The 21854-nt window shown below is 61.6% G+C and carries 19 protein-coding genes and 3 pseudogenes; 10 read left to right on the top strand and 12 right to left on the bottom strand.

What is annotated here, in order from left to right:
• Positions 1–214, bottom strand: a pseudogene (locus tag EOA13_RS38400) (hypothetical protein); the annotation flags it as partial.
• 789 nt (positions 215–1003) lie between these two features.
• On the opposite strand from EOA13_RS38400, the gene EOA13_RS30760 reads away from it, so the two are divergent.
• On the top strand, positions 1004–1828 hold the full coding sequence (locus EOA13_RS30760; protein ID WP_127297173.1) for a Ku protein: 825 nt from the start codon (positions 1004–1006) through the stop codon (positions 1826–1828).
• A 717-nt stretch (positions 1829–2545) separates the two neighbouring features.
• Here the strand turns inward: EOA13_RS30760 and EOA13_RS30765 are convergent.
• A pseudogene (locus tag EOA13_RS30765) lies at positions 2546–2947 on the bottom strand (isochorismatase family protein); the annotation flags it as partial.
• Here EOA13_RS30765 and EOA13_RS30770 point away from each other — a divergent pair.
• The 6 genes and pseudogenes from EOA13_RS30770 to EOA13_RS30795 form a co-directional block, all read left to right on the top strand.
• Positions 2948–3342: pseudogene (locus EOA13_RS30770) on the top strand (sterol desaturase family protein); the annotation flags it as partial.
• A gap of 98 nt (positions 3343–3440) precedes the next feature.
• Positions 3441–4139 (top strand): DUF2161 domain-containing phosphodiesterase, encoded by a 699-nt coding sequence (locus EOA13_RS30775; RefSeq protein WP_127297174.1) that lies wholly within the window; start codon positions 3441–3443, stop codon positions 4137–4139.
• 56 nt (positions 4140–4195) lie between these two features.
• Complete coding sequence (locus EOA13_RS30780; protein ID WP_032909322.1) at positions 4196–4603, top strand: DUF930 domain-containing protein; 408 nt, start codon at positions 4196–4198, stop codon at positions 4601–4603.
• Between the two features lie 170 nt (positions 4604–4773).
• Positions 4774–5436 (top strand): TerC family protein, encoded by a 663-nt coding sequence (locus EOA13_RS30785; protein ID WP_127297175.1) that lies wholly within the window; start codon positions 4774–4776, stop codon positions 5434–5436.
• Positions 5437–5572: 136 nt separating this feature from the next.
• Positions 5573–6886: a 30S ribosomal protein S12 methylthiotransferase RimO gene (gene rimO / locus EOA13_RS30790; protein ID WP_127297176.1), complete on the top strand. Its 1314-nt coding sequence runs from the start codon at positions 5573–5575 to the stop codon at positions 6884–6886.
• A gap of 99 nt (positions 6887–6985) precedes the next feature.
• Complete coding sequence (locus EOA13_RS30795; RefSeq protein WP_127297177.1) at positions 6986–8092, top strand: acyltransferase; 1107 nt, start codon at positions 6986–6988, stop codon at positions 8090–8092.
• 47 nt (positions 8093–8139) lie between these two features.
• On the opposite strand, the gene EOA13_RS30800 is transcribed toward EOA13_RS30795, so the two are convergent.
• The 8 genes from EOA13_RS30800 to EOA13_RS30835 form a co-directional block, all read right to left on the bottom strand.
• The gene (locus EOA13_RS30800) at positions 8140–9207 is read right to left on the bottom strand and encodes a BMP family ABC transporter substrate-binding protein (RefSeq protein ID WP_127297178.1); all 1068 of its coding nucleotides are present in this window, start codon (positions 9205–9207) and stop codon (positions 8140–8142) included.
• A gap of 50 nt (positions 9208–9257) precedes the next feature.
• Positions 9258–10178 (bottom strand): ABC transporter permease, encoded by a 921-nt coding sequence (locus EOA13_RS30805; RefSeq protein ID WP_127297179.1) that lies wholly within the window; start codon positions 10176–10178, stop codon positions 9258–9260.
• Positions 10178–11308, bottom strand: coding sequence for an ABC transporter permease (locus tag EOA13_RS30810; protein ID WP_127297180.1), 1131 nt, complete (start codon positions 11306–11308; stop codon positions 10178–10180). Before EOA13_RS30810 ends, EOA13_RS30805 begins: the two co-directional genes overlap by 1 nt.
• Positions 11305–12882, bottom strand: coding sequence for an ABC transporter ATP-binding protein (locus EOA13_RS30815; protein ID WP_164780437.1), 1578 nt, complete (start codon positions 12880–12882; stop codon positions 11305–11307). Before EOA13_RS30815 ends, EOA13_RS30810 begins: the two co-directional genes overlap by 4 nt.
• Before the next feature lie 133 nt (positions 12883–13015).
• Positions 13016–13993: a quinone oxidoreductase gene (locus tag EOA13_RS30820; RefSeq protein WP_127297182.1), complete on the bottom strand. Its 978-nt coding sequence runs from the start codon at positions 13991–13993 to the stop codon at positions 13016–13018.
• A 44-nt stretch (positions 13994–14037) separates the two neighbouring features.
• Entirely contained in the window at positions 14038–14856 is an 819-nt protein-coding gene (gene pcsA / locus EOA13_RS30825; RefSeq protein WP_023811884.1) for a phosphatidylcholine synthase, read from the bottom strand.
• Entirely contained in the window at positions 14853–15467 is a 615-nt protein-coding gene (locus EOA13_RS30830; protein WP_127297183.1) for a DUF1326 domain-containing protein, read from the bottom strand. The genes pcsA and EOA13_RS30830 overlap by 4 nt, the downstream gene beginning before the upstream one ends.
• 14 nt (positions 15468–15481) lie before the next feature.
• On the bottom strand, positions 15482–16420 hold the full coding sequence (locus EOA13_RS30835; RefSeq protein WP_127297184.1) for a DUF2182 domain-containing protein: 939 nt from the start codon (positions 16418–16420) through the stop codon (positions 15482–15484).
• Positions 16421–16491: 71 nt separating this feature from the next.
• On the opposite strand from EOA13_RS30835, the gene EOA13_RS30840 reads away from it, so the two are divergent.
• Positions 16492–17703, top strand: coding sequence for a UbiH/UbiF family hydroxylase (locus tag EOA13_RS30840; protein WP_127297185.1), 1212 nt, complete (start codon positions 16492–16494; stop codon positions 17701–17703).
• Here the strand turns inward: EOA13_RS30840 and EOA13_RS30845 are convergent.
• Positions 17680–18642, bottom strand: coding sequence for an AEC family transporter (locus EOA13_RS30845; RefSeq protein WP_127297186.1), 963 nt, complete (start codon positions 18640–18642; stop codon positions 17680–17682). The genes EOA13_RS30840 and EOA13_RS30845 overlap by 24 nt on opposite strands.
• A gap of 125 nt (positions 18643–18767) precedes the next feature.
• Here EOA13_RS30845 and hspQ point away from each other — a divergent pair, with 125 nt between their 5' ends.
• Entirely contained in the window at positions 18768–19091 is a 324-nt protein-coding gene (gene hspQ / locus EOA13_RS30850; protein WP_023811879.1) for a heat shock protein HspQ, read from the top strand.
• A 72-nt stretch (positions 19092–19163) separates the two neighbouring features.
• Here the strand turns inward: hspQ and EOA13_RS30855 are convergent, their stop codons facing one another.
• Positions 19164–19793 (bottom strand): invasion associated locus B family protein, encoded by a 630-nt coding sequence (locus tag EOA13_RS30855; RefSeq protein WP_013531658.1) that lies wholly within the window; start codon positions 19791–19793, stop codon positions 19164–19166.
• 232 nt (positions 19794–20025) lie between these two features.
• Here EOA13_RS30855 and EOA13_RS30860 point away from each other — a divergent pair, with 232 nt between their 5' ends.
• Positions 20026–21846, top strand: coding sequence for an extracellular solute-binding protein (locus tag EOA13_RS30860; protein ID WP_127297187.1), 1821 nt, complete (start codon positions 20026–20028; stop codon positions 21844–21846).
• Positions 21847–21854 lie beyond the last annotated feature (8 nt).

Here is a 21854-nt window from a genome sequence, read left to right on the forward strand (position 1 = left end):
CCACTGTAATTGGCGAGCCCTCACCGCGTGCTGCGTCGCGGGCTTCCCGCTTCAGATACTCAGTGCCGGTAAGGGCTCTCAGGCGTCGCTCGGGATGTTGTGCCAGCAACTCTGCCCAGCGCTCAATACGCTGTTGCCGGGTCATGATCGGGTATGTCGAGAGGGGTTCTACTTCTGCAATTGTCTGCAATTGACTTAGAGTTTGGTGTTCCATCGTCGGCTCCTTTTGATCGAAGTCCCTTCCCCACAAAAACTATCGCGCGCCTATGCGCTGACAAGAGCCGGTAAGGCGGCCACTTGCCCGACATGGATTGCAAAATGACAAAAACAGCGCATTGCTACGCCAGCGCGCGAAACGATATCTCATCCCAAATCAGACCGAAGCCGTTCAGAACGAACAGCTCGCCACCCGCCCACAACAAGAATTTAAATTAGTAATGCCTTATGGAACTTTGGGCTGGCGTTTCATTTCATAGGCATGGAGGCCACTGTAATCCAGTGAATTGGATCACGAGACAGTTCCGGCACAAGGCCGACAAGGCGTCCCTTTCACGTAGCTTGAGCCAACCAAAAGAAAGACCTGCTTCGCGGTTCGGCGCGTCCGCCATTTCTGACAAAATCGATGTCCGCTTTCAGGCCGGCAAACACACGACCCAAACGACAGGAATGAGGGCGCTTTGCGGACATTCGCATAAGCCCAAAACTGGACCTACATCGAGCCGGCCTATCAACCTGCTGCTGGGCATATTCAACAGCCTGTCGGAGCGCGTGCAGGGCAAGATCGGCGTCCCGTGCCGAAGGGCTTAAAGAAGACAAGGCCGAGAGGATCAAGCCAGGCTTGGTCGGCCGGGTCAAGTTTTTCTGAAGGGCGAAGAAAAACTGCGCCATGCAAAGCTGCTGGACTACCGTGAAGAATAACTAACATTGGCGAGGGTACTGCCAACGTTGAGGAACAGAACCGTGTGCCTGACGTTGTGCCGGATCGACGTCTAGGAGAAACGGCATGGTGGCGCCACGCGCGGTCTGGAAGGGCTTTCTGAGGGTCGGTTCCGTGTCATGCGGGGTAAAGATAGTGGGTGCCACAAGCGAGGCATCCAAGATCCACTTCAAGATTTTGAACCGCAAGGACGGTTTACCCGTCAAAAGCGCCTATGTCGATGAAGAGACTGGCGACGTTGTCGAAGCCGAGGATCAGATCAAAGGGTATGAGGCGGACAAGGATGATTTCATCCACGTCGAGCCGGACGAGTTAAAGAAACTGAAGCTTACGTCGCAGCATACACTTGACGTCGATTCCTTTGTTCCGGTTGCCGAGATCGACACACGTTTTCTGGAGAAACCATATTACTTGATCCCGGCAGACGGTGCCTCCCTGGAGGCCTTTGCCGTCCTGCGCGATGCGATGGCCAAGAAGCGCGTTGCGGCACGCTCCTGCGTCGTACTCTATCAGCGCGGGCGCGAAGTGTTGATACAGCCCCTTGGAAAAGGGATGTTGCTGACCGAGCTACGGACCCACAATGAGATGACATCGGAAGACACCGTCTTCGACGATGTGAAGAGCGCAAAATATGATTCGGATTTGCTCGAAATCGCGGGGCTTCTCATCGACAAGAAGGTGACAAAGTTCGATCCTTCGAAATTCGAGGACACCTACGAGGACGCGTTGATTGCCATGATTGACGCCAAGCGCAAGGGCAAAAAACCCCCGAAACCGGTACCGAAACCCAAGGAGAACGTGGTCGACTTGGCCTCAGTTCTTCGAAAGAGCCTCGCCAAGGAAGGGATCGGCCAAGATCGGCCAAAGGCCAATAGCCGCAAATCAGCTTAGGTGCTGGAACCGGCACTCGTTCGTTGCTCATCCATATTGCTTGCCGAGAAGCGGAGCCTTGAGCGCGTCTAGCTGATCCTGAAGGCGGCCTTTCTCCACGATCATTCCTCAGGGCCTTCGCAAACGGCACCGTGCACTGCTCCGTTGCCTCGCTCTAGACAGATTCACCACTAGCATTTTCGGGAAGGGCCGCGCTCGTGTCCGCACCGTCTGACTGGCGCGTAACATGCTGTGTAACAATCGATTCTTAGATTTCTTGATTTGCTTGGATCGGAGGCAAGAATCGAATCCCACTTCCTCCGCCATCCCGCTCAGGTCCATTCCGGAGACATGGGTAGCGGTTTGTACCTAAGACATGATGACAACCTCGTGCCCAGCGGGTTGTCGATTGGTTGCAAGGTCCTCTGTTCCAAGTCGATATATCCGAGCTGCGAGGTCATCGATCACGAGCGCCCTGTTGCGTCAGGCTGACTTTGAAGTTCGGATAGATGACGTCCATTTCCTCTCGGAAGCGCTCCGCCGAACATCTCCATGGCCTTTCAATGAGGCGATAGATAGCCAGGCTGCGCCGACTGTAGTCGCGGCCAATGGATGGAGGAAGTGATCGTTGATGACGGCCGGCCGCCCTGCATTCAGGCGGCTCGTCTTGTGGGCGGGGGTGACCCGGCTCAGCATGTTGACGCTGGATCGCTCAACGCTTTCGTCACCCCACCCAGTTCAGCCGGCGGTGCTCGGCACAGGCGTGTTGAGCAGTTGCTGCTCCCAGAGGTACGCGATGCCGCTGCCAGCGGCGTGCTGCTTGAGCACTTCCGTCAGCTCGCCGACGTGCTCGGTACGCGCCCAGTCGCGCTGCCACTCCGATGCCAGCGCCAGCCAGGTCATCATGTTTGCGCCGGCCGCGATCATGCGTTGGATGGCGACCTCGTGCGCTTCGACCGACGTGCCGCCCGAGGCGTCGGCGATGACCGTGACGTCCCAGCCTTCGCCCAACGCCTGGATAACCGGCATGGCGACGCAGATCTCGGTCCACAGGCCGGCGATGATGAGCTGCTTGCGGCCGGTCGCCTTGACCGCGTTCACGACCTTCCTGTCTTCCCAGGTGTTGATGAACGTCCGGTCGCCATCGTCACAAAGGCGATATCGCTGACGCCGATCTTTTTCCTCGGCTTCTCGGAAGCGTCGATCGCCGTCTTTTCGACTATCTACCTTGGACATACGCTGCTTGTGCATTCAAACGTGCGGGCCCGTTCGGCCCCTTGAAGTGGCTGATCGCCAGCCCGCAGTTCCATCGCTGGCACCATGCCAACCAGCGCGAAGCCTATGACAAGAACTTCGCCGGGCAGTTGCCTTTCCTCGACATGCTGTTCGGCACCTACAATCCCACCGGTGACAAGGTGCCGGACAAGTACGGCGTCGACGATCCGATCCCTTCCACCTATTTCGGTCAGATCGGCTATCCGCTCCTGCGCCGCAGGAGGCTGCCGAGCCGGGCGGTGCCGAACACCGAAGCCTGACGGCTGGCCCGACGGTGGCATCCACGCCGGTCCCCTTTCGAGCCGTAGAACGCCGAACGGGAAGGCTTTTCGCCTCGAATCGGCTAAACCTTCGAGGCATGAACGAGACCTCACTCTATGCGCCGGTGAAGCGGTTCCTCGAAAGCCTCGACTTTGTCGTCAAAGGCGAGATCGACGGCTGCGATGTTGTTGCATTGCGCGAGGGGGAGCCGCCGGTTGTCGTCATCTGCGAGTTGAAGCTGCAGTTCAATCTTGAACTGGTGCTGCAAGGTGTCGATCGCGCGGCGGCCTGCGACGAGGTGTGGCTGGCCGCACGCATGTCGGCTCGCGGCAAGGGACGCGAAAGCGATGCCAGGTTCCGCAATCTCTGCCGCCGGCTTGGTTTCGGCCTGCTTGGCGTGACCGCGACGGACAGGGTCGAGGTGCTTCTCAGCCCGATCGCGCTGGCGCCGCGCAAGAATGCCCGCCGGCGCTCTCGCCTGGTCGACGAGCACCAGCGCCGTCGCGGCGATCCCGTTGCCGGAGGAGGATCGCGCAATCCGATCATGACGGCCTATCGTCAAAGCGCCCTCGCCTGCGCTGCCGCGATGGTGGACGGACCCAGGCGACCGCGTGATCTCAAGGCGGTGACGCCGATCGCGTCCAAGATACTGCAGCACAATGTCTATGGCTGGTTCGCGCGCGTCGACCGCGGCCTGTACGATCTTACGGATGCCGGCCGTGCCTCTTTGGTCCGTTGGCCGCAGGCATCGCACGACGAATCCCGACACGCAATTTTGAACGCACCGGCCATATGATTGAAGATTCCGGCGGTGCTCGCGGCGGTCCGCTCGGTTGATTTCTCCGACAAAATATGTTGCTTGTCCCGCCCATGAAGAAGCTCTGCATGACCGCCTTGGCGTCAGTGACACTGAGTTTTCCAGCCAGCGCAATGGACAATGCATTGCGCGCCGGTCTGATGAAACTCGATCCCCAAACCCGTCTTGAACAGCGTTGCGACGCCGAAGTGCTCGACCGCATCACTCATGACGATCGCAAGTTCAAAGCCGATCGCGTCGTCGCCTACGCCTTCGCGACGCCCGAGATGGGTGCCGATGCAATCAAGAGCCCGGGTGCTGCGTTTCGCAGCAAGGGGCAGTGGTACCGGCTGAAATTCAAGTGCCAGACCGCGCCGGACCATATGGAAGTCTTGCAGCTCCGCTACCGGATCGGGGACGAAATTCCAGAAGCCGACTGGGCAAAGTACAATCTCTACGATTGATTTGTGATCTGCCATGGTTTGCCTGGCTGCCGCGAAGCCGTGATCCGGCTTGACGCAACGCTGCTTCGGTGACGGCGCCACGCGTGATCCCTTGACGCCAAGGGACCACCAAGTTAGGGCCTCTGGATAATCGACGAACACTCGGCAAAATCAGCAAGGGCTTCCGGTCGATGGACATTTTTTTCAGCGCTGCCAGCCTGACCGCCCTGCTCCAGGTCATCGCCATCGACCTCGTGCTGGCCGGCGACAATGCGATCGTCATCGGCCTTGCCGCTGCCGGCCTGCCGGCTGACCAACGCAAGAAGGCGATCCTCATCGGCGTGATTGCGGCAACGGTGCTGCGCATTGGTTTTGCCGCAATTACCGTCAAGCTGCTGGCGATCGTCGGCCTGCTGCTGGCCGGCGGCATCCTGCTGCTGTGGGTCTGCTGGAAGATGTATCGCGAGCTGCGCACGTCGCATGCCGATGAGCTGGAAGCGACCGAGGCGCTGTCGAATTCGGACCTCAACAGCGACCAGGCGGTCGCCGGCAAGTCGAAGCGCAAGACCCTTGGCCAGGCTGCCTTGCAGATTGTCGTCGCCGATGTGTCGATGTCGCTCGACAACGTGCTGGCGGTGGCTGGAGCGGCGCGCGATCATTTTCCGGTGCTGGTCATCGGCCTCGTGTTGTCGATCGCGCTGATGGGGCTGGCCGCGACTTTCATTGCCAAGCTGCTGCATCGCCACCGCTGGATCGCCTATGTCGGCCTGCTGATCATACTCTATGTCGCGCTGGACATGGTCTATCGTGGCGCGGTGGAAGTCTGGCCACATGTAAACGGTGCGGTCGGCTGAGGCTGGCGGACATCCGCGTCTTCACTCAGTGGAAGCAAGATCGCCGTGCGTTTTGCCGCATCGCGGCCCTGCCCATACCAATGCCGCGATAAGTGTGGTACTGCGCCGGCAATCCTGAAAAGCCCGGAAAGCCCTTATGTCCGCTCCTCGCGTGAGTTTTGTCAGTCTTGGATGCCCGAAGGCCCTTGTGGATTCGGAGCGCATCATCACGCGCCTGCGCGCCGAAGGTTACGAAATCGCGCGCAAACATGACGGCGCCGACCTCGTCGTCGTCAACACCTGCGGCTTTCTCGATTCCGCTCGCGACGAGTCGCTCAATGCCATCGGCTCCGCGCTTTCGGAAAACGGCCGGGTCATCGTCACCGGTTGCCTCGGCGCCGAGCCGGACGTCATTCGTGAAAAGCACCCCAATGTGCTGGCGATCACCGGGCCGCAGGCCTATGAGAGCGTGATGGCCGCCGTGCATGAGGCCGCACCGCCTTCGCACGACCCTTATGTCGATCTTTTGCCCCCGCAGGGCGTCAAGCTGACGCCGCGCCACTACGCCTATCTCAAGATTTCCGAAGGCTGCAACAACCGCTGTACCTTCTGCATCATTCCGGCACTGCGTGGCGACCTCGTCTCGCGGCCGGCGGCCGATGTGCTGCGCGAGGCCGAGAAACTGGCCAAGGCCGGGGTCAAGGAACTTCTGGTGATCTCACAGGACACCAGCGCCTACGGCATCGACATCAAGTACCAGACGTCGATGTTCGGCGACCGTGAGGTGCGCGCAAAATTCCTCGATCTGTCCGAGGAACTGGGCAAGCTCGGCATCTGGGTGCGCATGCACTATGTCTACCCCTACCCGCATGTCGCCGACGTCATCCCGCTGATGGCAGAGGGCAAGATCCTCCCTTACCTGGATATCCCCTTCCAGCACGCTTCGCCGCAGGTGTTGAAGAACATGCGCCGGCCGGCACACGGCGAAAAGACGCTCGAGCGCATTCGCGGCTGGCGTGAGGTCTGCCCGGATCTGGCCATCCGCTCGACCTTCATCGTCGGCTTCCCCGGCGAGACGGACGACGATTTCGAGATGCTGCTCGACTGGCTCGACGAGGCCAAGATCGATCGCGCCGGCTGCTTCAAATACGAGCCGGTCCGCGGCGCCCGCTCCAACGATCTCGGTCTCGAACAGGTTCCCCAAGAGGTCAAGGAGGCGCGCTGGCACCGCTTCATGCAGCGCCAGCAGAAGATTTCGGCGACACAGCTGGCCAGGAAGGTCGGCAAGCGCCTGCCGGTGCTGATCGACGAGGCGCGCGGCACCTCGGCAAAGGGCCGCACCAAATACGACGCGCCCGAGATCGACGGCTCGGTGCACATCCAGTCGCGCCGTCCTTTGCGCCAGGGCGATATCGTCACCGTCAAGATCGACCGCGCCGACGCTTATGACCTTTATGGTTCGGCGGTCTGACGCGCGTATTTACTACATCTGGCGATAGTTCAGCCGTCTTAACCCGCTCAGCCGCGATACGCTCTATGGTCTGCTGACCGTAGATGCGGGAAAATGCGGATGAACACCAGACCTGCGGAACAAAATTACATCGCGACGCTGGACCTGCTCAGGCTGGCGGCAGCACTTGCCGTCGTGTTCTTCCACTATTTCTTTCGCGGCGCCGCCGCCGAAGGCTACCTTGCGCAAGGCTATCGGCTTGCCGCACCATTCGCCCTCTACGGCTATCTCGGCGTCAACCTGTTCTTCCTGATCAGCGGTTTCGTCATTGCCTGGTCGGCGGAAAACCGGAGCTGGGATCAGTTTGCGATCGCGCGGTTCGTTCGCCTCTATCCGGGTTTTCTGTTCTGCATGACGATCACCTTCGCAGTTCTCATCCTTGCCGGCACACCGTTGCTTCCAGCCTCTTTCAGCCAGTATGTCGCCAACCTGTCGATGTTCGCGCCGGCGTTCGGCCAGCCCTTCATGGACGGCGTCTACTGGTCGATCGTTCTTGAGCTGGTGTTCTACGGCTGGGTAACGCTGGCGCTGCTCACCGGCCTGTTTCAGAGACGCAAGCTGGAGCTGATCTTCATCTGGCTGGCGATCTCGGCCTTGAACGAGTTCTTCATCGGCAGCGGCGCCGCCAGGCTGCTGTTCATCACCGAGTTCGGACCGTTCTTCGCCGCCGGGGTGCTGGTCCACCACCTGCATGCTCATGGCCGTTCACTGCCTGCAATGCTGCTGCTTGCCGCCGCGTTCCTGATCTCCTGCGGAACGCTATCGGTGACGCAGCACTGGATGCTTGGCCACTACGGCATTGCCGTTGCCTCGGCCAATCTCGTCGTCGCCAACGTCGTCATGCACGCGGCCTTGATCGGCGCGGTGCTGCTGCGCCATCGTGTCAGGCCATCAGCACTAGTCCTGGCGCTGGGCGGGCTGACCTATCCGCTCTATCTGCTGCACCAGGAGATCGGCTATCTGGCCATCAATGCCGCGGCACCCCTGGTCGGCAAATGGTTTGCCGCCTTTGGCTGCATAGCGCTCATGCTCTTCGTTTCGTGGGCGATCTGGCGCAGCTGCGAAAGACCCGCGCAGCGGCTGCTCAGGATTTGGCTCGGCCGCGCGGTCGATGCCGGGCGGGCGCGATTTCGCCGCGTCTCTGCCGGAGCGCAGCCCGCCGAATGAAAAAGGGCGCCTCGCGGCGCCCTTCTCATTTTGATATCTCGCGCTGCCTACTGCGGCAGCTTGTCGTCGACGCCCTTCACGTAGAAATTCATGCCGAGCAGCGTGCCGTCGTCGGCGACTTCGCCCTCCTTCAGCCACGGCGTGCCGTCCTGCTTGGCGATCGGCCCGGTGAAGGGGTTCCAGCCGCCGGCGATCTTCTTTTCCGTCGCCTCAGCCATCGCCTTCACATCGTCGGGCATGTTGGTGTAGGGGGCAAGCTTGACCGCGCCGTCCTTGATGCCAAGCCAGACATTGTCCGGCTTCCAAGTGCCGTCGAGGGCTGCCTGGACCCGGCTGATGTAATAGGGACCCCATTCGTCGGTGAGCGAGGTCAGCTGCGCTTTCGGCGCAAACTTGATCATATCGGAGGATTGGCCGAAGCCGTGCAGCTTGCGCTCTTCCGCCACCTGCAGGGCGGCGGTCGAATCGGTGTGCTGGACGATGATGTCGGCGCCTTGGTCGAACAGCGCCTTGGCGGCGTCGGCTTCCTTGCCCGGATCGAACCAGGAGTTCACCCAGACGATCTTGGCCTTGAAGTTCGGGTTGATCGACTGTGCGCCGAGCATGAAGGAGTTGATGCCCATCACCACTTCGGGGATCGGGAAGGAAACGATGTAGCCGGCAACGCCGGCCTTCGATTCCTTGGCGGCGATCTGGCCGAGCACATAGCGGCCTTCATAGAAACGCGCATTGTAGATGCCGAGATTGTCAGCGGTCTTGTAGCCGGTGGCGTGCTCGAACATCACCTTCGGGAATTTCTTGGCGACCTTCACTTCCGGGTCCATGAAGCCGAAGGAGGTGCCGAAGATGATCTTGCAGCCTTCGCGAGCCAGGCGCTCGAAAGCGCGGTCGGCGTCGGGGCCTTCCGAGACGTTTTCGAGATAGGCGGTCTCGACCTTGTCACCGAGCGCCTTCTCCACCTCGAGACGGCCCTGGTCGTGCTGGTAGGAGTAGCCGAAGTCGCCGATCGGGCCGGTGTAGACCCAGCAAGCCTTCAGCTTGTCCGCCGCCTCGGCCGTCGCTGCCAGCGATAGGGCGGCGGTCGTGGTCATCAGGGCAATAAGCAGTTTTTTCATTGTGTTACCTCTCTGAGTTAAGCCTTGGAGCTTCCCGTTTGTTTTTATTGTCAACGATCCGGAACGAATGGCTGCCCCAAGGAAGCCGGCGTGTTCATCATCGTCAGACGCTTGTTGCGCGAGATTAGAACGAGAACCACGACGGTTGCCAGATAGGGCAGCGAAGAAAGGAACTGCGAGGGCACCGGAATGCCAAAAGCCTGTGCATGAAGCTGGCCGATCCACACCGCGCCGAAGATGTAGGCGCCGGCCAGCACCCGCCATGGCCGCCAGGAGGCGAACACCACCAGCGCCAGCGCGATCCAGCCGCGGCCGGCACTCATGTTCTCGACCCATTGCGGGGTGTAGACCAGTGAGAGATGGCCGCCGGCGAGACCGGCACAGGCGCCGCCGAAGATGACCGCGAGGTAGCGATAGCGGATCACCTTGATGCCAAGCGCATGCGCCGAGGTGTGGCTGTCGCCGATCGAACGCAGCGTCAGTCCGGTCCGGGTCTTGAACAGGAACCACATGACGGCCGCGGTGAGCGCAATCGAGATGTAGAAGATCGGATCCTGCCCGAACAGCAGCCTGCCGACCGCAGGGATTTCCGTCAGGCCGGGAATGTAGAGGTTGGGCAGCCTTTCGCCGGGCTGGCCGACAAAGCTGGTGCCCATCATGCCGGACAGGCCAAGGCCGAGCAGCGTCAGCGACAGTCCGGTCGCCACCTGGTTGGTGGCCAGCGACAGCGTCATGACGGCAAACAGCAGAGAGAACACCGCGCCCATGGCGATTGCCGTCAAAAGGCCGATCCAGGGCGAACCGGTGAGATAGGTCGCGCCGAAGCCGCCAACGGCGCCCATGATCATCATGCCTTCGACGCCGAGATTGAGCACGCCGGAGCGCTCGACCACCAGTTCACCGATTGCCGCGATCAGCAGCGGCGTTGCCGCCGTGGCGATGGTCAGAAGGATGTTTACGGTGATGTCCATCAACGGGCTTCCTTCAGCTTCGGGGCGGCTTCGAGTTTCGCGGCACCTTCCGGTTTGGTCAGCGCCAGGCCGACCAGGCGAATGCGGTAGTGGATGAGCGTGTCGCAGCCGAGCACGAAGAACAGCAGCATGCCCTGGAACACCCGCGCCACCTTGTCGGAGATGCCGAGCGCGCTTTGCACCGCTTCGCCGCCGAGATAGGTCAGCGCCAGAACCAGACCGGCGGCAACGATGCCAAGCGGGTTGAGACGGCCGAGGAAAGCCACGATGATGGCGGTGAAGCCGTAGCCGGGCGAAACGACAGGCTGCAGTTGCCCGATGGCGCCCGAGACCTCGGAGATGCCGGCGAGTCCCGCCAGCGCGCCTGACAGCAGGAAAGCAAAAAAGACCATGCGGTTGAGGCCGAAGCCGGCGAAGCGCCCTGCCCGCGGGCTCGAGCCCAGCACGCGCACCTCAAAACCTTTCAGCATGCGGCTCATCAGGATCCAGACCAGCACCGCAGCGATCAGCGCGAAGACAAAACCCCAGTTTGCCCGCCCGGCATCCGGCATCAGCTCCGGCAACACGGCCGAATCGTTGAACTGGATGGTCTGCGGGAAACCATGGCCCTGCGGATCGCGCCAGGGTCCGCGCACCAGCCAATCAAGGAAGAGCTGCGCGACATAGACCAGCATCAGGCTGGTCAGGATCTCGTTGGTGCCGAAGCGCGTCTTGAGCAGAGCCGGGATCGCGGCATAGGCCGCGCCGCCGACCATGCCGAGCAAAAGCATCAGCGGCAGCACCAGCGGACCTTCGAACTGCGGAAACAGCACCGGAATCATCGAACCGGCAATGCCGCCGAGGATGAACTGGCCTTCGGCGCCGATGTTCCAAATGTTGGCCTTGTAGCAGACCGACAGGCCGACGGCGATCAGGATGAGCGGCGCTGCCTTGATCGCCAGCTCATGCAACTGCCAGACCTGGCTGATCGGCTCGATGAAATAGATATTGAACGCGGTCAGCGGATTGACGCCGAGCAGCGCGAACATGACGGCGCCGGCAATGATGGTCAGCGCAAAGGCAATGAACGGCGACAGAGCCGAAAACAGCATGGAACGCTGCGGGCGTTTGACGAGTTCGAGGCGCATCATGCCGTCTCCAGCGTGTGTTCGGCGTGGCCTGGTTCGGCGCCGCCCATCAGCAAGCCGACCTTCTCGAAGGTCGCCTCGGCGATCGGCATCGGCTTCGACAGCTCGCCATTGTGCATGACCGCGATCGCATCCGATATCTCGAACAGCTCGTCGAGATCCTGGCTGATCACCAGCACCGCCGATCCGCTGCGCGACAACTCGATCAAGGCCTGGCGGATGTGAGCGGCGGCGCCTGCGTCGACGCCCCAGGTCGGCTGGTTCACGACCATGACGCTCGGCCGGCGGTCGAGCTCGCGGCCGACGATGAATTTCTGCAGATTGCCGCCCGAAAGGGCCGCGGCCTCCGGATCCGGCGCGCTCTTGCGCACATCCATCGCCTCGATGATGCGCTGGGAGGCGGCTTGGATGGCACCGCTCTTCACCATCCCGCCGGAACCGACGAACGCCTTGCCGTCGGTGGCATGGCGCGACAGCAGCAGGTTTTCGGAAAGCTTCATGCGCGGTGCCGCACCGTGGCCGAGGCGCTCCTCCGGCACGAAGGCGGCGCCCAGCAGTCGGCGTCCGGTGATGCTAAGGCCTCCCGCATCCTTGCCACGAATGCGCACCGAGGCGGCATTCTGCTGCAGCACTTCGCCTGAAACGGATTCGAAGAACTCTCCCTGGCCGTTGCCGGCGACGCCGGCGATGCCGATCACCTCGCCAGCGCGGACGTTCAGGTTGATGCCCTTGAGCGGTATCGAGAACGGCGTTGCCGGTTTGCGATTGAGATTGCGGATTTCGAGCAGCGGTGGCGCCTTGTCGATGCCCTCGACCGGCGCGCGCACCACGGCCTGCACCTCGTTGCCGACCATCATGCGAGCCAGCGAAGAGGCTGTTTCCTCACGCGGATTGCAGTGGCCGACCACCTTGCCGTGGCGCAGCACCGTGGCGCGGTCGCAGATGCGTTTGACCTCTTCGAGCCGGTGCGAGATGTAGAGGATGGATTTGCCTTCCGAACGCAGGCGCTCCAGCGTCTCGAACAGCTTGTCGGCTTCCTGCGGCGTCAGCACCGAGGTCGGCTCGTCCAGGATGATGAGCTGCGGGGTCTGCAGCAGGCAGCGGATGATCTCGATGCGCTGGCGTTCCCCCACCGACAGGTCGCCGACCAGCGATTCAGGATCGAGCGGCAGGCCATAGCTGAAGGAAAGCGCCCTCGCCTTCGCCGCGATGCTGCTGATCGGCGAGCCGTCGTCCAGCGACAGGGCAATATTTTCGGCCGCGGTCAGCGCTTCGAACAGCGAAAAATGCTGGAACACCATGCCGATGCCGAGTTTCTTGGCGACGCCGGGGCTGGAGATCCTGACCGCCTGGCCGTTCCAGAAGATCTCGCCGGCATTGGGCTCCAGCGAGCCGAACAGCATCTTGACCAGCGTCGACTTGCCGGCGCCGTTTTCGCCGAGCAAAGCGTGGATCTCACCCTTGGCGATGTCGAGATCGATATGATCGCACGCCGTCAGCGTGCCGAATATCTTGGTGAGGCCACGCACCTCGAGCAGGTTCGTGCCGTCGTGATTTGCACTCACAGTGCCTCCCATCTGGTTAGCCAGACATGTTCTGTGTTCCCGCAAGCATGGTAGGCGCGGCCGGCTCCCATCGGAAAGCGGCACGCGTCTTGAAAGAGCTTCAAGAATTTCAGCGGAAATTCAAGGGATAGCAAGGCAGAACGAACTAAGGGATGAGAATGGTCGTCCCTGTTGTCCTGCGGCCCTCGAGGTCGGAATGCGCCTTGCCGGCGTCCTTGAGCGCATAGCGCTGGTTGATCTTGATCTCGACCGCGCCGCTGAGCACGACCTCGAACAGGGCGGCAGCAGAAGCGTCGAGGTCCTCGCGTTTTGCGTTGTAGACGAACAGTGTCGGCCTTGTTGCGAACAGCGAGCCCTTCTGTGCCAGCAATGACATGCTGAACGGCGGTATGGGTCCCGATGACTGGCCGAAGCTGACGAACATGCCAAGCGGCCGCAGGCAGTCGAGCGAAGCCGGAAATGTGTCGTTGCCAACCGAATCGTAGACGACATCGCATTTTTTGCCGCCGGTGATGGCGGCGACGCCGGCGACGAAATCCTGTTCCTTGTAGTTGATGACATGATCGAAACCATGCGCCCTGGCGAGTTCGATCTTGTCGGACGAGCTGGCGGTGCCGATGACGGTCGCGCCGAGATGTTTTGCCCATTGACCGAGGATCAGCCCGACGCCGCCTGCCGCGGCATGGAACAGGATGGTGTCGCCGGCCTTCACCTTGAACGTCCGGCGCAGCAGATATTCCGCAGTCATGCCCTTCAGCATCATCGCCGCGGCCTGCTCGTCGCTGATGCCATCCGGAACCTTGACGACGCGGCTGGCATCGATGACGCGCTGTTGCGCGTAAGCCCCCGTCGTCACTGCATAGGCGATGCGATCGCCCCGATTCAGCCAGTCGACGCCCCGGCCGACCTCCAGCACCACGCCGGCGGCTTCGCTGCCTGGCACGAGCGGGAAGCCGCCGGGTGGCGGATAGAGGCCAGAGCGATGATAGACATCGATGAAATTGAGGCCGATCGCGGTGTGCCGGACCAGGATCTGCCCGGATCCCGGCTGGCCGGGGTCGGCGTCCTCGTAGGTCAGGACTTCCGGGCCGCCATTGGCGTGAATGCGGATCGCTTTGGACATTGCTAGGCTTCCTGTGGGGCTAGGCTCTCTGTGGGAGTGGCTGATCAGGCCTTTTTGGCACCGAGATTGGGAAAGAACTGCATGATGCCACCGATGCAGGCAAGGTAAAGCCCGGTAATGGTGATGCCGATCTTGGTGAAGGTGCTGACCTGCTCGCCCAGCACGCCGATCTGATCGTAGAAGGCAGCGAGTGCCGCCTGGGCCAGGGCAAGCGCGCCGAAAGCGCACCACAAGAGAGTCATCCCAAGGTTGATGCGCCGCAGCCGCACCACCCGCACCGGGTGGATGAAGTTGATCGGCACGAACGTCAGGACGCCGGCCACCACCACCACCGCAAACGAAACCCATTGTCCGGGCTCGATGACGAACAGGGTGAACACCACCATGTTCCAGACCACGGGGAACCCCTTGAAGAAATTCTCCTTCGTCTTCATGCCGGTGTCGGCATAGTAGATGGCGCTGGAGACGACGATGATCGCCGCAGACAGGAATGACAGGCCCTCGCCCATGAAGCCGCGCTGATAGAGCGCGAAGGCCGGGATCAGCACGTAGGTTACGTAGTCGATGATGTTGTCGAGCAGTTCGCCCGACCAAGTCGGCAGGATTTCCTTGACCTCGAGCTTCCGCGCGATCGGCCCATCGATGCCGTCGACGAACAATGCCAGCCCGAGCCACCAGAACATCGCCGTCCAGCGCTCTTCGCTTGCCGCTACCAGCGACAGGAAGGCCAGGAACGACCCCGAGGCGGTCAAGAGGTGGACGGAGAACGCCCTCGCCTGTGGCCAGGTGACCTTCTTTTTCGGGCGCGGAATCCGGTCCGTGATCTTTTTGGCGGCTTTTCGGGCCGTTGTGTTCTTGCTCACGGGCCCCGCCAATCCAGCTTGCAGATTTCGGCCGAACGGCCGGCGAAATTCCAGTTGCGGCCGAAAGCCCGCATCTTGCTCTTGTCGGACCTGGCCACGATGATCTCGGGCGCGATCCAGTATTCCGAATTGCTGATCACCGTGTCCTTGTCGCGGTCCTTGCCGGGGATAGGTGTCACCGCTCCGTCGATAATCTTCGGTATCTGGAAGATACGCGTCTTGTCACGCGTCTCATAGGTGATCGGCACCTGCTCGACGCCGAGGAATTTGCCGACCAGGATGGAGAGCAGCGATGTGGTTCCGCCTGCCTTGCCCGTGAAGATCTTTGTCAGCGCCTTGATCGCGTAGACAGAGGCGCGGCTGTCGATGAACAGGCCCGCGGTCCAGTTGCCGCGGCTCATGTAGCCGGGAATTTCCATGACCAGCCCGAGATTGAGGCCGGACAGATCTACTTCACCGAAATGGCCGGCATCGATGCGAAATCCCGCCCAGGTCTGGCAATAGCCTTCGGTCGGCGGATGATTGCCAAGCGACAGCACGCAGGGGCAAAAAACCGTGCAATTGCAGGAGAGTACGAGCTCTCCCTTCATCGCCCAGCTCTGGTCTGCCATCGATTTTCCCCCACTCACAGCGAGACTACTAGCAGCGCGGCTGCCCAGACAAGCAGTATCGCACCGGCCAGCCGGGTTGGAACCCTGCTGGCGGTTTGTTTTTCGATCAGGGTGAACAGCCCGATCAACGCCATCCAGAAAATGTTCATGACGCCAACGGCGAACATCACCAGCATCAAGGCCCAGCAGCAGCCGAAGCACCACAGGCCTTGCGCGACGCCAAGCCGAAAGATGCTGAGGGGCCTTGCACTCCAGTTCGAAAACAGGACCGAGAACGGGTTCTTGCATTTCTTCAGGCAAGCCTCCTTCAGGCCGCTGAACTGGTAGAGGCCGGCAATCAGGAGAGCGAGCGCACCGGCAACGCCGACGACCGGATCGAGCATCCCGGCTGACGAGGCGAATGCATGGGCGGCCAAGGTCAGCGCCGCGAACATCATTGAAGCGGCGAGCCAGACGCTGAGATAGCCGGCGACCAGCACCAGCGGGTGAACGACCGGTTCGCCCTTGATGCGAGCCGTGTCGGCGATCTCGCAATAGGTGCGGATCATCGGCGCGGCCGAAGGCAGCATCGTCGCAATCGCCATCAGGAACCACATGAAAACGAGCGCGCCGGCCTGCAAGCCGAGACTTGCGTCCAAAGGCACCGGTGAGAGGCACAGCACAAAGAACCGTTCCAGGAAATCGGGCAGCGGCAGTTGCGGCAGGCTGCGCAGGATCGTGTCGCCAGGGGCGTTGATGCCCGCAATCCCTGTTTCAGCCCCGCGGATCGCCATCGCCGCAAGAGACAGCCAGGCCAGCAGGATGCAAGCGCCGACAACGACGTTCACCGTGACGCGAGGATTGCGCGCGATGCCGGCCATGGCGCGGCCGGCCCGGTCGAGATGGCTGAAGTCGTCCTGCTGGCCGGTCATGACATCCGAATGGGCCGAATCGCCGCGTTGATCAAGCGGCATGATCTGACCTATATGCTCATCGAACGGCAGGTCGGGTGGACCCGCCTCGCCTTGCAAGCCGGAAGCCGATCTTGGAGCATCAGCAAACTGCGCGGATACTGGTTGCCGGCACGGGGCCGGCAGGACTGATCGCGGCGCTCGGTTTTGCCGCCGAAGGTTTCCCGGTGACGCTGGTCGGGCCGGAGCCCACTGCCCCCGACGGCCGCACGACGGCTCTGATGAACCCTGCCTTGAAAGTGCTCGACCGGCTTGGCGTGCTCGAAGCCGTCAAATCCAAGGCGGCGGCCCTGAAAGTGATGCGCATCGTCGACGCCACCAGCCGGCTGATCCGCAGCCCGGTCGTCACCTTCCGTGCCAGCGAGATCGACGAGGACCAGTTCGGGCTGAACCTTCCCAACAGCGTCCTCAACCCGGCACTCGCCAGCGCCGTTGCCGCGCATGCCGGCATCGACCGGCTGATGTCGATGGTGGCGAACTGGCATCTCGATGCCGAGCGCGCCCGTGCAGTCCTGTCCGACGGCAGCACGGTCGACGCGGCGCTGGCGGTCGCCGCCGATGGGCGGTTGTCACCGGCGCGCCAGGCGGCCGGCATCTCGACCTCGGCCCGGTCCTACCCGCAGGCAGCTCTCGTCCTCAATTTTGGCCATAGCGGCGACCATGCCCTCACCTCGACCGAATTCCACACCGAAACCGGTCCTTTCACGCAGGTCCCCCTGCCCGGCAATCGCTCCAGCCTGGTCTGGGTGGTCAAGCCCGAGACCGCGACCGACCTCGCCGCACTGGACGATGCGACGCTTTCTCAGCGGGTCGAACAGCAGATGCAGTCGATGCTGGGCCGAGTGACGGTCGAGCCGGGCAGGCAGATCTATCCGCTTTCGGCGGTGACGCCACTGCGTTTCGCCCGAGATCGGGTGGCGCTGGTCGGCGAAGCAGCCCATGTGTTTCCCCCGATTGGTGCGCAAGGCCTCAATCTCGGCATCAGGGACGTCGACGATCTAATTGGAATCGCTGGTGAAAATAGAGCCGATCCAGGTGCAGCCAAGGCGCTTGCAGCCTACGATTTCAAGCGCCGCCCCGACATTCTGGCGCGCAGCAGCGCGGTCAACCTGCTCAACATGTCGCTGCTTTCCGACATGCTGCCGGCGCAGATGGCCCGCGTTGCCGGGCTCGGCGTGCTCGGAGGCTTCGCGCCGCTTCGGGCTTTTTTCATGCGCGAGGGACTTCGTCCCGGCAGCGGTTTTGCCGCGCTTGCCGGCGGGTTAGGGAAACAGGTCCGGCGCTAGGATATTGTGCCGGATCAGGTAGAGCAGCCCGGTGACGGTCACGACCGACAGGCAGGTTGTGATCAGCACACTGGCCGACGCGCGCTGTACCCAGACGCCATACTGCTGGGCGATGACGAAGACGTTGGTGGCGGTCGGCAATGCCGCCAGAAGCACCGCCGAGAAGACCCATGTCTCAGAAAAATTGCCGATCCAGCTCAGCACGACATAGCAGAGCAACGGGTGCAGGATCAGTTTCAGCGCCGCAATCGGAACCATCTCATGCGGGACGCGATTGAGCGGCCTGAGCGCCAGGGTGACGCCCATGGCAAACAGCGCGCAAGGTGCGGCCGCCCGGGAAAGATATTCCAGAAGTCGCTCCACCGGCACGGGCGGTCGAAAGCCGATATAGGCGGCGCCGACACCCAGGGCGGTTGCGATGATGAACGGGTGCAGCAAGATCTTGCGCACGACGCCCAGCGCAAGCCGGAGAGGAGTGGTCTTCTCGTCGCCCGACAGCGCCATCATCATGGGTGCGACAGCGAAATGCATGATGTTCTCGAAACAGAAGATCAGGGCGACCGGCACGGCAGCCTCCTCGCCGAAGGCCAGCAATGCCAGGCCCGGCCCCATATAGCCGATATTGCCATAGGCGGCCGCGAGCGCCTTGATGGTCGATTGCGCTATCTCGCCGCGCGAGGTCAGCACCGACCCCATGAACATCAAGGAAAATATCATGAAGGTCGAGACGACCGAACCGAAGATGAAGCGCCATTCCGTAAGGTCTTCGAACGGCGTCTTGGCGAGCAGTTGGAAGAAAAGGGCCGGCAGCGCAACATAGACGATGAACGTGTTCATCCAGCCGAGCGCCTCCAGCGGCTGCCTGGTGATGCGCGCCACGAGAAACCCGACAAAAATCAAGCCGAAGAACGGAAGAACAAGACCGATGACGTCAGACATTTTTATGCTGGTCCGAAACCTTGGCGCCGGGCTAGCCCGTTGCTTAATAGGGCGTCAAGCGCCTCGGGATTGAATTGATGCGCGGTCTGCGCCAAATAAGCCCAAGGAATTCAGTGGTGAGTACGATGAAAACAGCCAAATTCGCAATCGGACAGGTGGTTCGCCACCGGCTGTTTCCATTCAGGGGCATTATTTTCGACGTCGATCCGCAATTCGCCAACACCGACGAATGGTACGAAGCCATCCCCGCCGACGTTCGGCCGCGCAAGGATCAGCCTTTCTATCATCTGCTCGCCGAGAATTCGGAGACCGAATACATCGCCTACGTCTCCGAGCAGAATCTGCTTGAGGATCAGTCGGGTGAGCCAGTCCGGCATCCGCAGATCAAGGAGATGTTCGACAAGAGGCCGGACGGCGGCTACCAGCCGAAACGGCAGTCAAGGCACTAACCCGCGGAGAGACGGGCACAAAAAAAGCGGGGCATGACCCCGCTTCTTTGTTGGCCGGACGATATCGGCCGATCAGTTGGCGGTCTTCGCCTTGTCCTGCTCTTCCTTGAGCTTCTTGGCGAAATCCTGGTTGTTCTTGGCGACGAAGTCCTGAAGCTTCTTCTGCCGGTCCTCGATGTCCGACTGCTGCAGCGCCGGGCCGTCATAGGCGCCGCTGAAGCCCTGCAGGGCGATCTTGATCGGATTGGGCTGGTTCTGGAAATTGACGGAAGTCAGCGTGATCGCCTGGCCCTTCTTGAATGCCGCGACCAGCTGGTCGGTCAGCGGCACTTCGGCCACGCAACGATCCGGGAAGCAGATCACATAATCGAGCTTCTGCGCCTTGCCGGTGTCGATCTGCAGGCCGATGCCGGGAGGCACCAGACGGCCGGTCGGAACCGTCACCTGGAACACCTTGCGGTTCACCTTGCCCTTGAGCTCGATCAGGCTGACGCCGGTGACCAGCTGTCCGTTGCCGGCGGTGGTGATGTTCTGGACGTTGCAGATGTCGACGTCTTCCTGCTTGGTGCAGGCCTTGAACCAGCCTTGCGGAATCTGCTGTTGCTGCTGTGCGGAAGCGGCGGGAAGTCCTGCGCCGAGAAAGCCGACCACGCCAGCGGCCATGACCGACAGGCGGTACGCGTTGCTGTTCAGGCTCGTCATGTCGTGCACTTCCTCTCAAATGATCCCGGGACCGGCTTCTTCGTGCCGTGTGGTCCAGCTACCTGTTGCCGAAATGAGGCAACAGAATGACTTCGGAGGGCGTGTTACACTGCAAGCGAGGCCGAATCCAGCCCGGCGTCAGCAATTGTTGAACGCGCGGTTAGCCGGCGCGCAGCCGCCCCATGCTAGGGTGCACACCGAATCATCAAGCCGACCCAATAAGGAGACGGTCATGGGCCGCGTTGTTGTTTGGCTGATCACCGGGATATCGTTTCTCGCCCTTTCGCATCAGCCGGCCGCATCGGAGCCGAAACACGCGATCGCCATGCAGGGCGAACCCGCGCTGCCGCCCGGCTATACGCATTTCGATTACGTCAATCCCGATGCGCCGAAGGGTGGCTCGATCACCTATTGCGTCGTCGGCAGCTTCGACAACCTCAACCCTTTCATCCTCAAGAGCCTGCGCACGACGGCGCGCGGCATGATGGATACGATCTTCGGCAATCTGGTCTTCGAGCCGTTGATGCAGCGCAATGCCGACGAGGCTTTCACGCTTTACGGTTTGTTGGCCGACAGCGCCGACATGGACCCGGAGCGCAAGAGCATCGAATTCCATCTCAATCCGAAGGCCAAATGGTCGGACGGTCAGCCGGTGACGCCGGAGGACGTGCTGTTCAGCTATGATGTCTACACCGAGAAAGGCCGCCCGCCCTACAGCGATCGCATGGCCAGGGTCGCCAAGCTCGAGAAGACCGGTGACCACAGCGTGCGTTTCACCTTCAACGACAAGGCCGATCGCGAATTCCCGCTGATCATCGCGCTGACCCCGATCATCCCGAAGCATGCCTTCGACAAGGATACTTTCGACAGGACGACGCTCAAGCCGGTGATCGGCAGCGGCCCCTACACGATCGCGCAGGTGCAGCCCGGCCAGCGCATCGTGTTTAAGCGCAACCCGGATTACTGGGGCAAGGACGTCCCGGCCAAGCGCGGTTTCGACAATTACGACCAGATCACCATCGAGTATTTCCTCAACGCCAATGCCAAGCTCGAAGCGTTCAAGAAAGGCCTTTGCGCCATCGACGACGACAGCGATCCGGTGAAGCGCGAGCGCGATCTCGATTTTCCGGCCTTCCACAAGGGCGATGTGGTCGCGCAGACCTTCGACACCGGCATTCCGCCCGTGGTGACTGGTTTCCTGTTCAACACGCGGTTGCCGAAATTCGCCAACCCGGTCGTGCGGCGCGCGCTCGGCATGCTTTATGACTTCGAATGGGCCAACAAGAACCTGTTCGGCGGCAAGTACGCGCGCACGATGAGTTACTGGCAGAATTCCGAGCTTTCCGCGCTCGGCCATCCAGCGGACGACAAGGAGAAAGCGCTTCTGGCGCCCTACCCCGGCCGCGTGCCGGCCGATGTCATGGACGGTACATGGCGGCCGCCGGTGACCGACGGATCCGGTCAGGACCGCCGCGTCTTGAAGGCAGCTTTCGATCTGCTGAAAAGTGTCGGCTACCACGTGCAGAATGGAACGATGCTCGATCCCGAAGGCAAACCCTTCAGCTTCGAAATCCTGACCGCGTCGCAGGACGAGGAGCGCCTTGCCGGCATCTACCAGCGCACGCTGGAGAAGATCGGCATCGATCTCACCATTCGCAGCCTCGACGGCGACCAGATCCAGTCGCGCAAGCAGCGCTTCGACTTCGAGGTCCTGATCGGATCGAGCGGCTTCAACAATTCGTTGTCGCCCGGCATCGAGCAGAGCGGGCGCTGGAGTTCGGCCGCGGCCAGGACGGAAGGCTCGTTCAATCTCGCCGGCGTCGCCGATCCGGCTGTGGACGCGGCGATCGAGGCGATGCTGCGCGCCCGTTCCAAGGAGGATTATGTTGCCGCAGTTCGCGTTCTCGACCGGCTGCTGATCTCCGGCAACTACATGGTGCCGATGCAGTACAACACGCAGCAATGGATCGCCTACTGGAACTACCTGGAACATCCGCAAAAGACGCCCATATTCGGGTATCAACTGCCAACATGGTGGCGCAAGCCCAACTGAGGATCAGG

Source organism: Mesorhizobium sp. M7A.F.Ca.US.011.01.1.1, assembly GCF_003998295.1.
Classification (GTDB): domain Bacteria; phylum Pseudomonadota; class Alphaproteobacteria; order Rhizobiales; family Rhizobiaceae; genus Mesorhizobium.

Bases quoted from the DNA above. Each gene is read 5' to 3' on its own strand.
- EOA13_RS30760 (WP_127297173.1), top strand. From the start codon at position 1,004: ATGGTGGCGCCACGCGCGGTCTGGAAGGGCTTTCTGAGGGTCGGTTCC.
- EOA13_RS30775 (WP_127297174.1), top strand. From the start codon at position 3,441: ATGAACGAGACCTCACTCTATGCGCCGGTGAAGCGGTTCCTCGAAAGC.
- EOA13_RS30780 (WP_032909322.1), top strand. From the start codon at position 4,196: ATGTTGCTTGTCCCGCCCATGAAGAAGCTCTGCATGACCGCCTTGGCG.
- EOA13_RS30785 (WP_127297175.1), top strand. From the start codon at position 4,774: ATGGACATTTTTTTCAGCGCTGCCAGCCTGACCGCCCTGCTCCAGGTC.
- rimO (WP_127297176.1), top strand. From the start codon at position 5,573: ATGTCCGCTCCTCGCGTGAGTTTTGTCAGTCTTGGATGCCCGAAGGCC.
- EOA13_RS30795 (WP_127297177.1), top strand. From the start codon at position 6,986: ATGAACACCAGACCTGCGGAACAAAATTACATCGCGACGCTGGACCTG.
- EOA13_RS30800 (WP_127297178.1), bottom strand. From the start codon at position 9,207: ATGAAAAAACTGCTTATTGCCCTGATGACCACGACCGCCGCCCTATCG.
- EOA13_RS30805 (WP_127297179.1), bottom strand. From the start codon at position 10,178: ATGGACATCACCGTAAACATCCTTCTGACCATCGCCACGGCGGCAACG.
- EOA13_RS30810 (WP_127297180.1), bottom strand. From the start codon at position 11,308: ATGATGCGCCTCGAACTCGTCAAACGCCCGCAGCGTTCCATGCTGTTT.
- EOA13_RS30815 (WP_164780437.1), bottom strand. From the start codon at position 12,882: ATGGGAGGCACTGTGAGTGCAAATCACGACGGCACGAACCTGCTCGAG.
- EOA13_RS30820 (WP_127297182.1), bottom strand. From the start codon at position 13,993: ATGTCCAAAGCGATCCGCATTCACGCCAATGGCGGCCCGGAAGTCCTG.
- EOA13_RS30830 (WP_127297183.1), bottom strand. From the start codon at position 15,467: ATGGCAGACCAGAGCTGGGCGATGAAGGGAGAGCTCGTACTCTCCTGC.
- EOA13_RS30835 (WP_127297184.1), bottom strand. From the start codon at position 16,420: ATGCCGCTTGATCAACGCGGCGATTCGGCCCATTCGGATGTCATGACC.
- EOA13_RS30845 (WP_127297186.1), bottom strand. From the start codon at position 18,642: ATGTCTGACGTCATCGGTCTTGTTCTTCCGTTCTTCGGCTTGATTTTT.
- hspQ (WP_023811879.1), top strand. From the start codon at position 18,768: ATGAAAACAGCCAAATTCGCAATCGGACAGGTGGTTCGCCACCGGCTG.
- EOA13_RS30855 (WP_013531658.1), bottom strand. From the start codon at position 19,793: ATGACGAGCCTGAACAGCAACGCGTACCGCCTGTCGGTCATGGCCGCT.
- EOA13_RS30860 (WP_127297187.1), top strand. From the start codon at position 20,026: ATGGGCCGCGTTGTTGTTTGGCTGATCACCGGGATATCGTTTCTCGCC.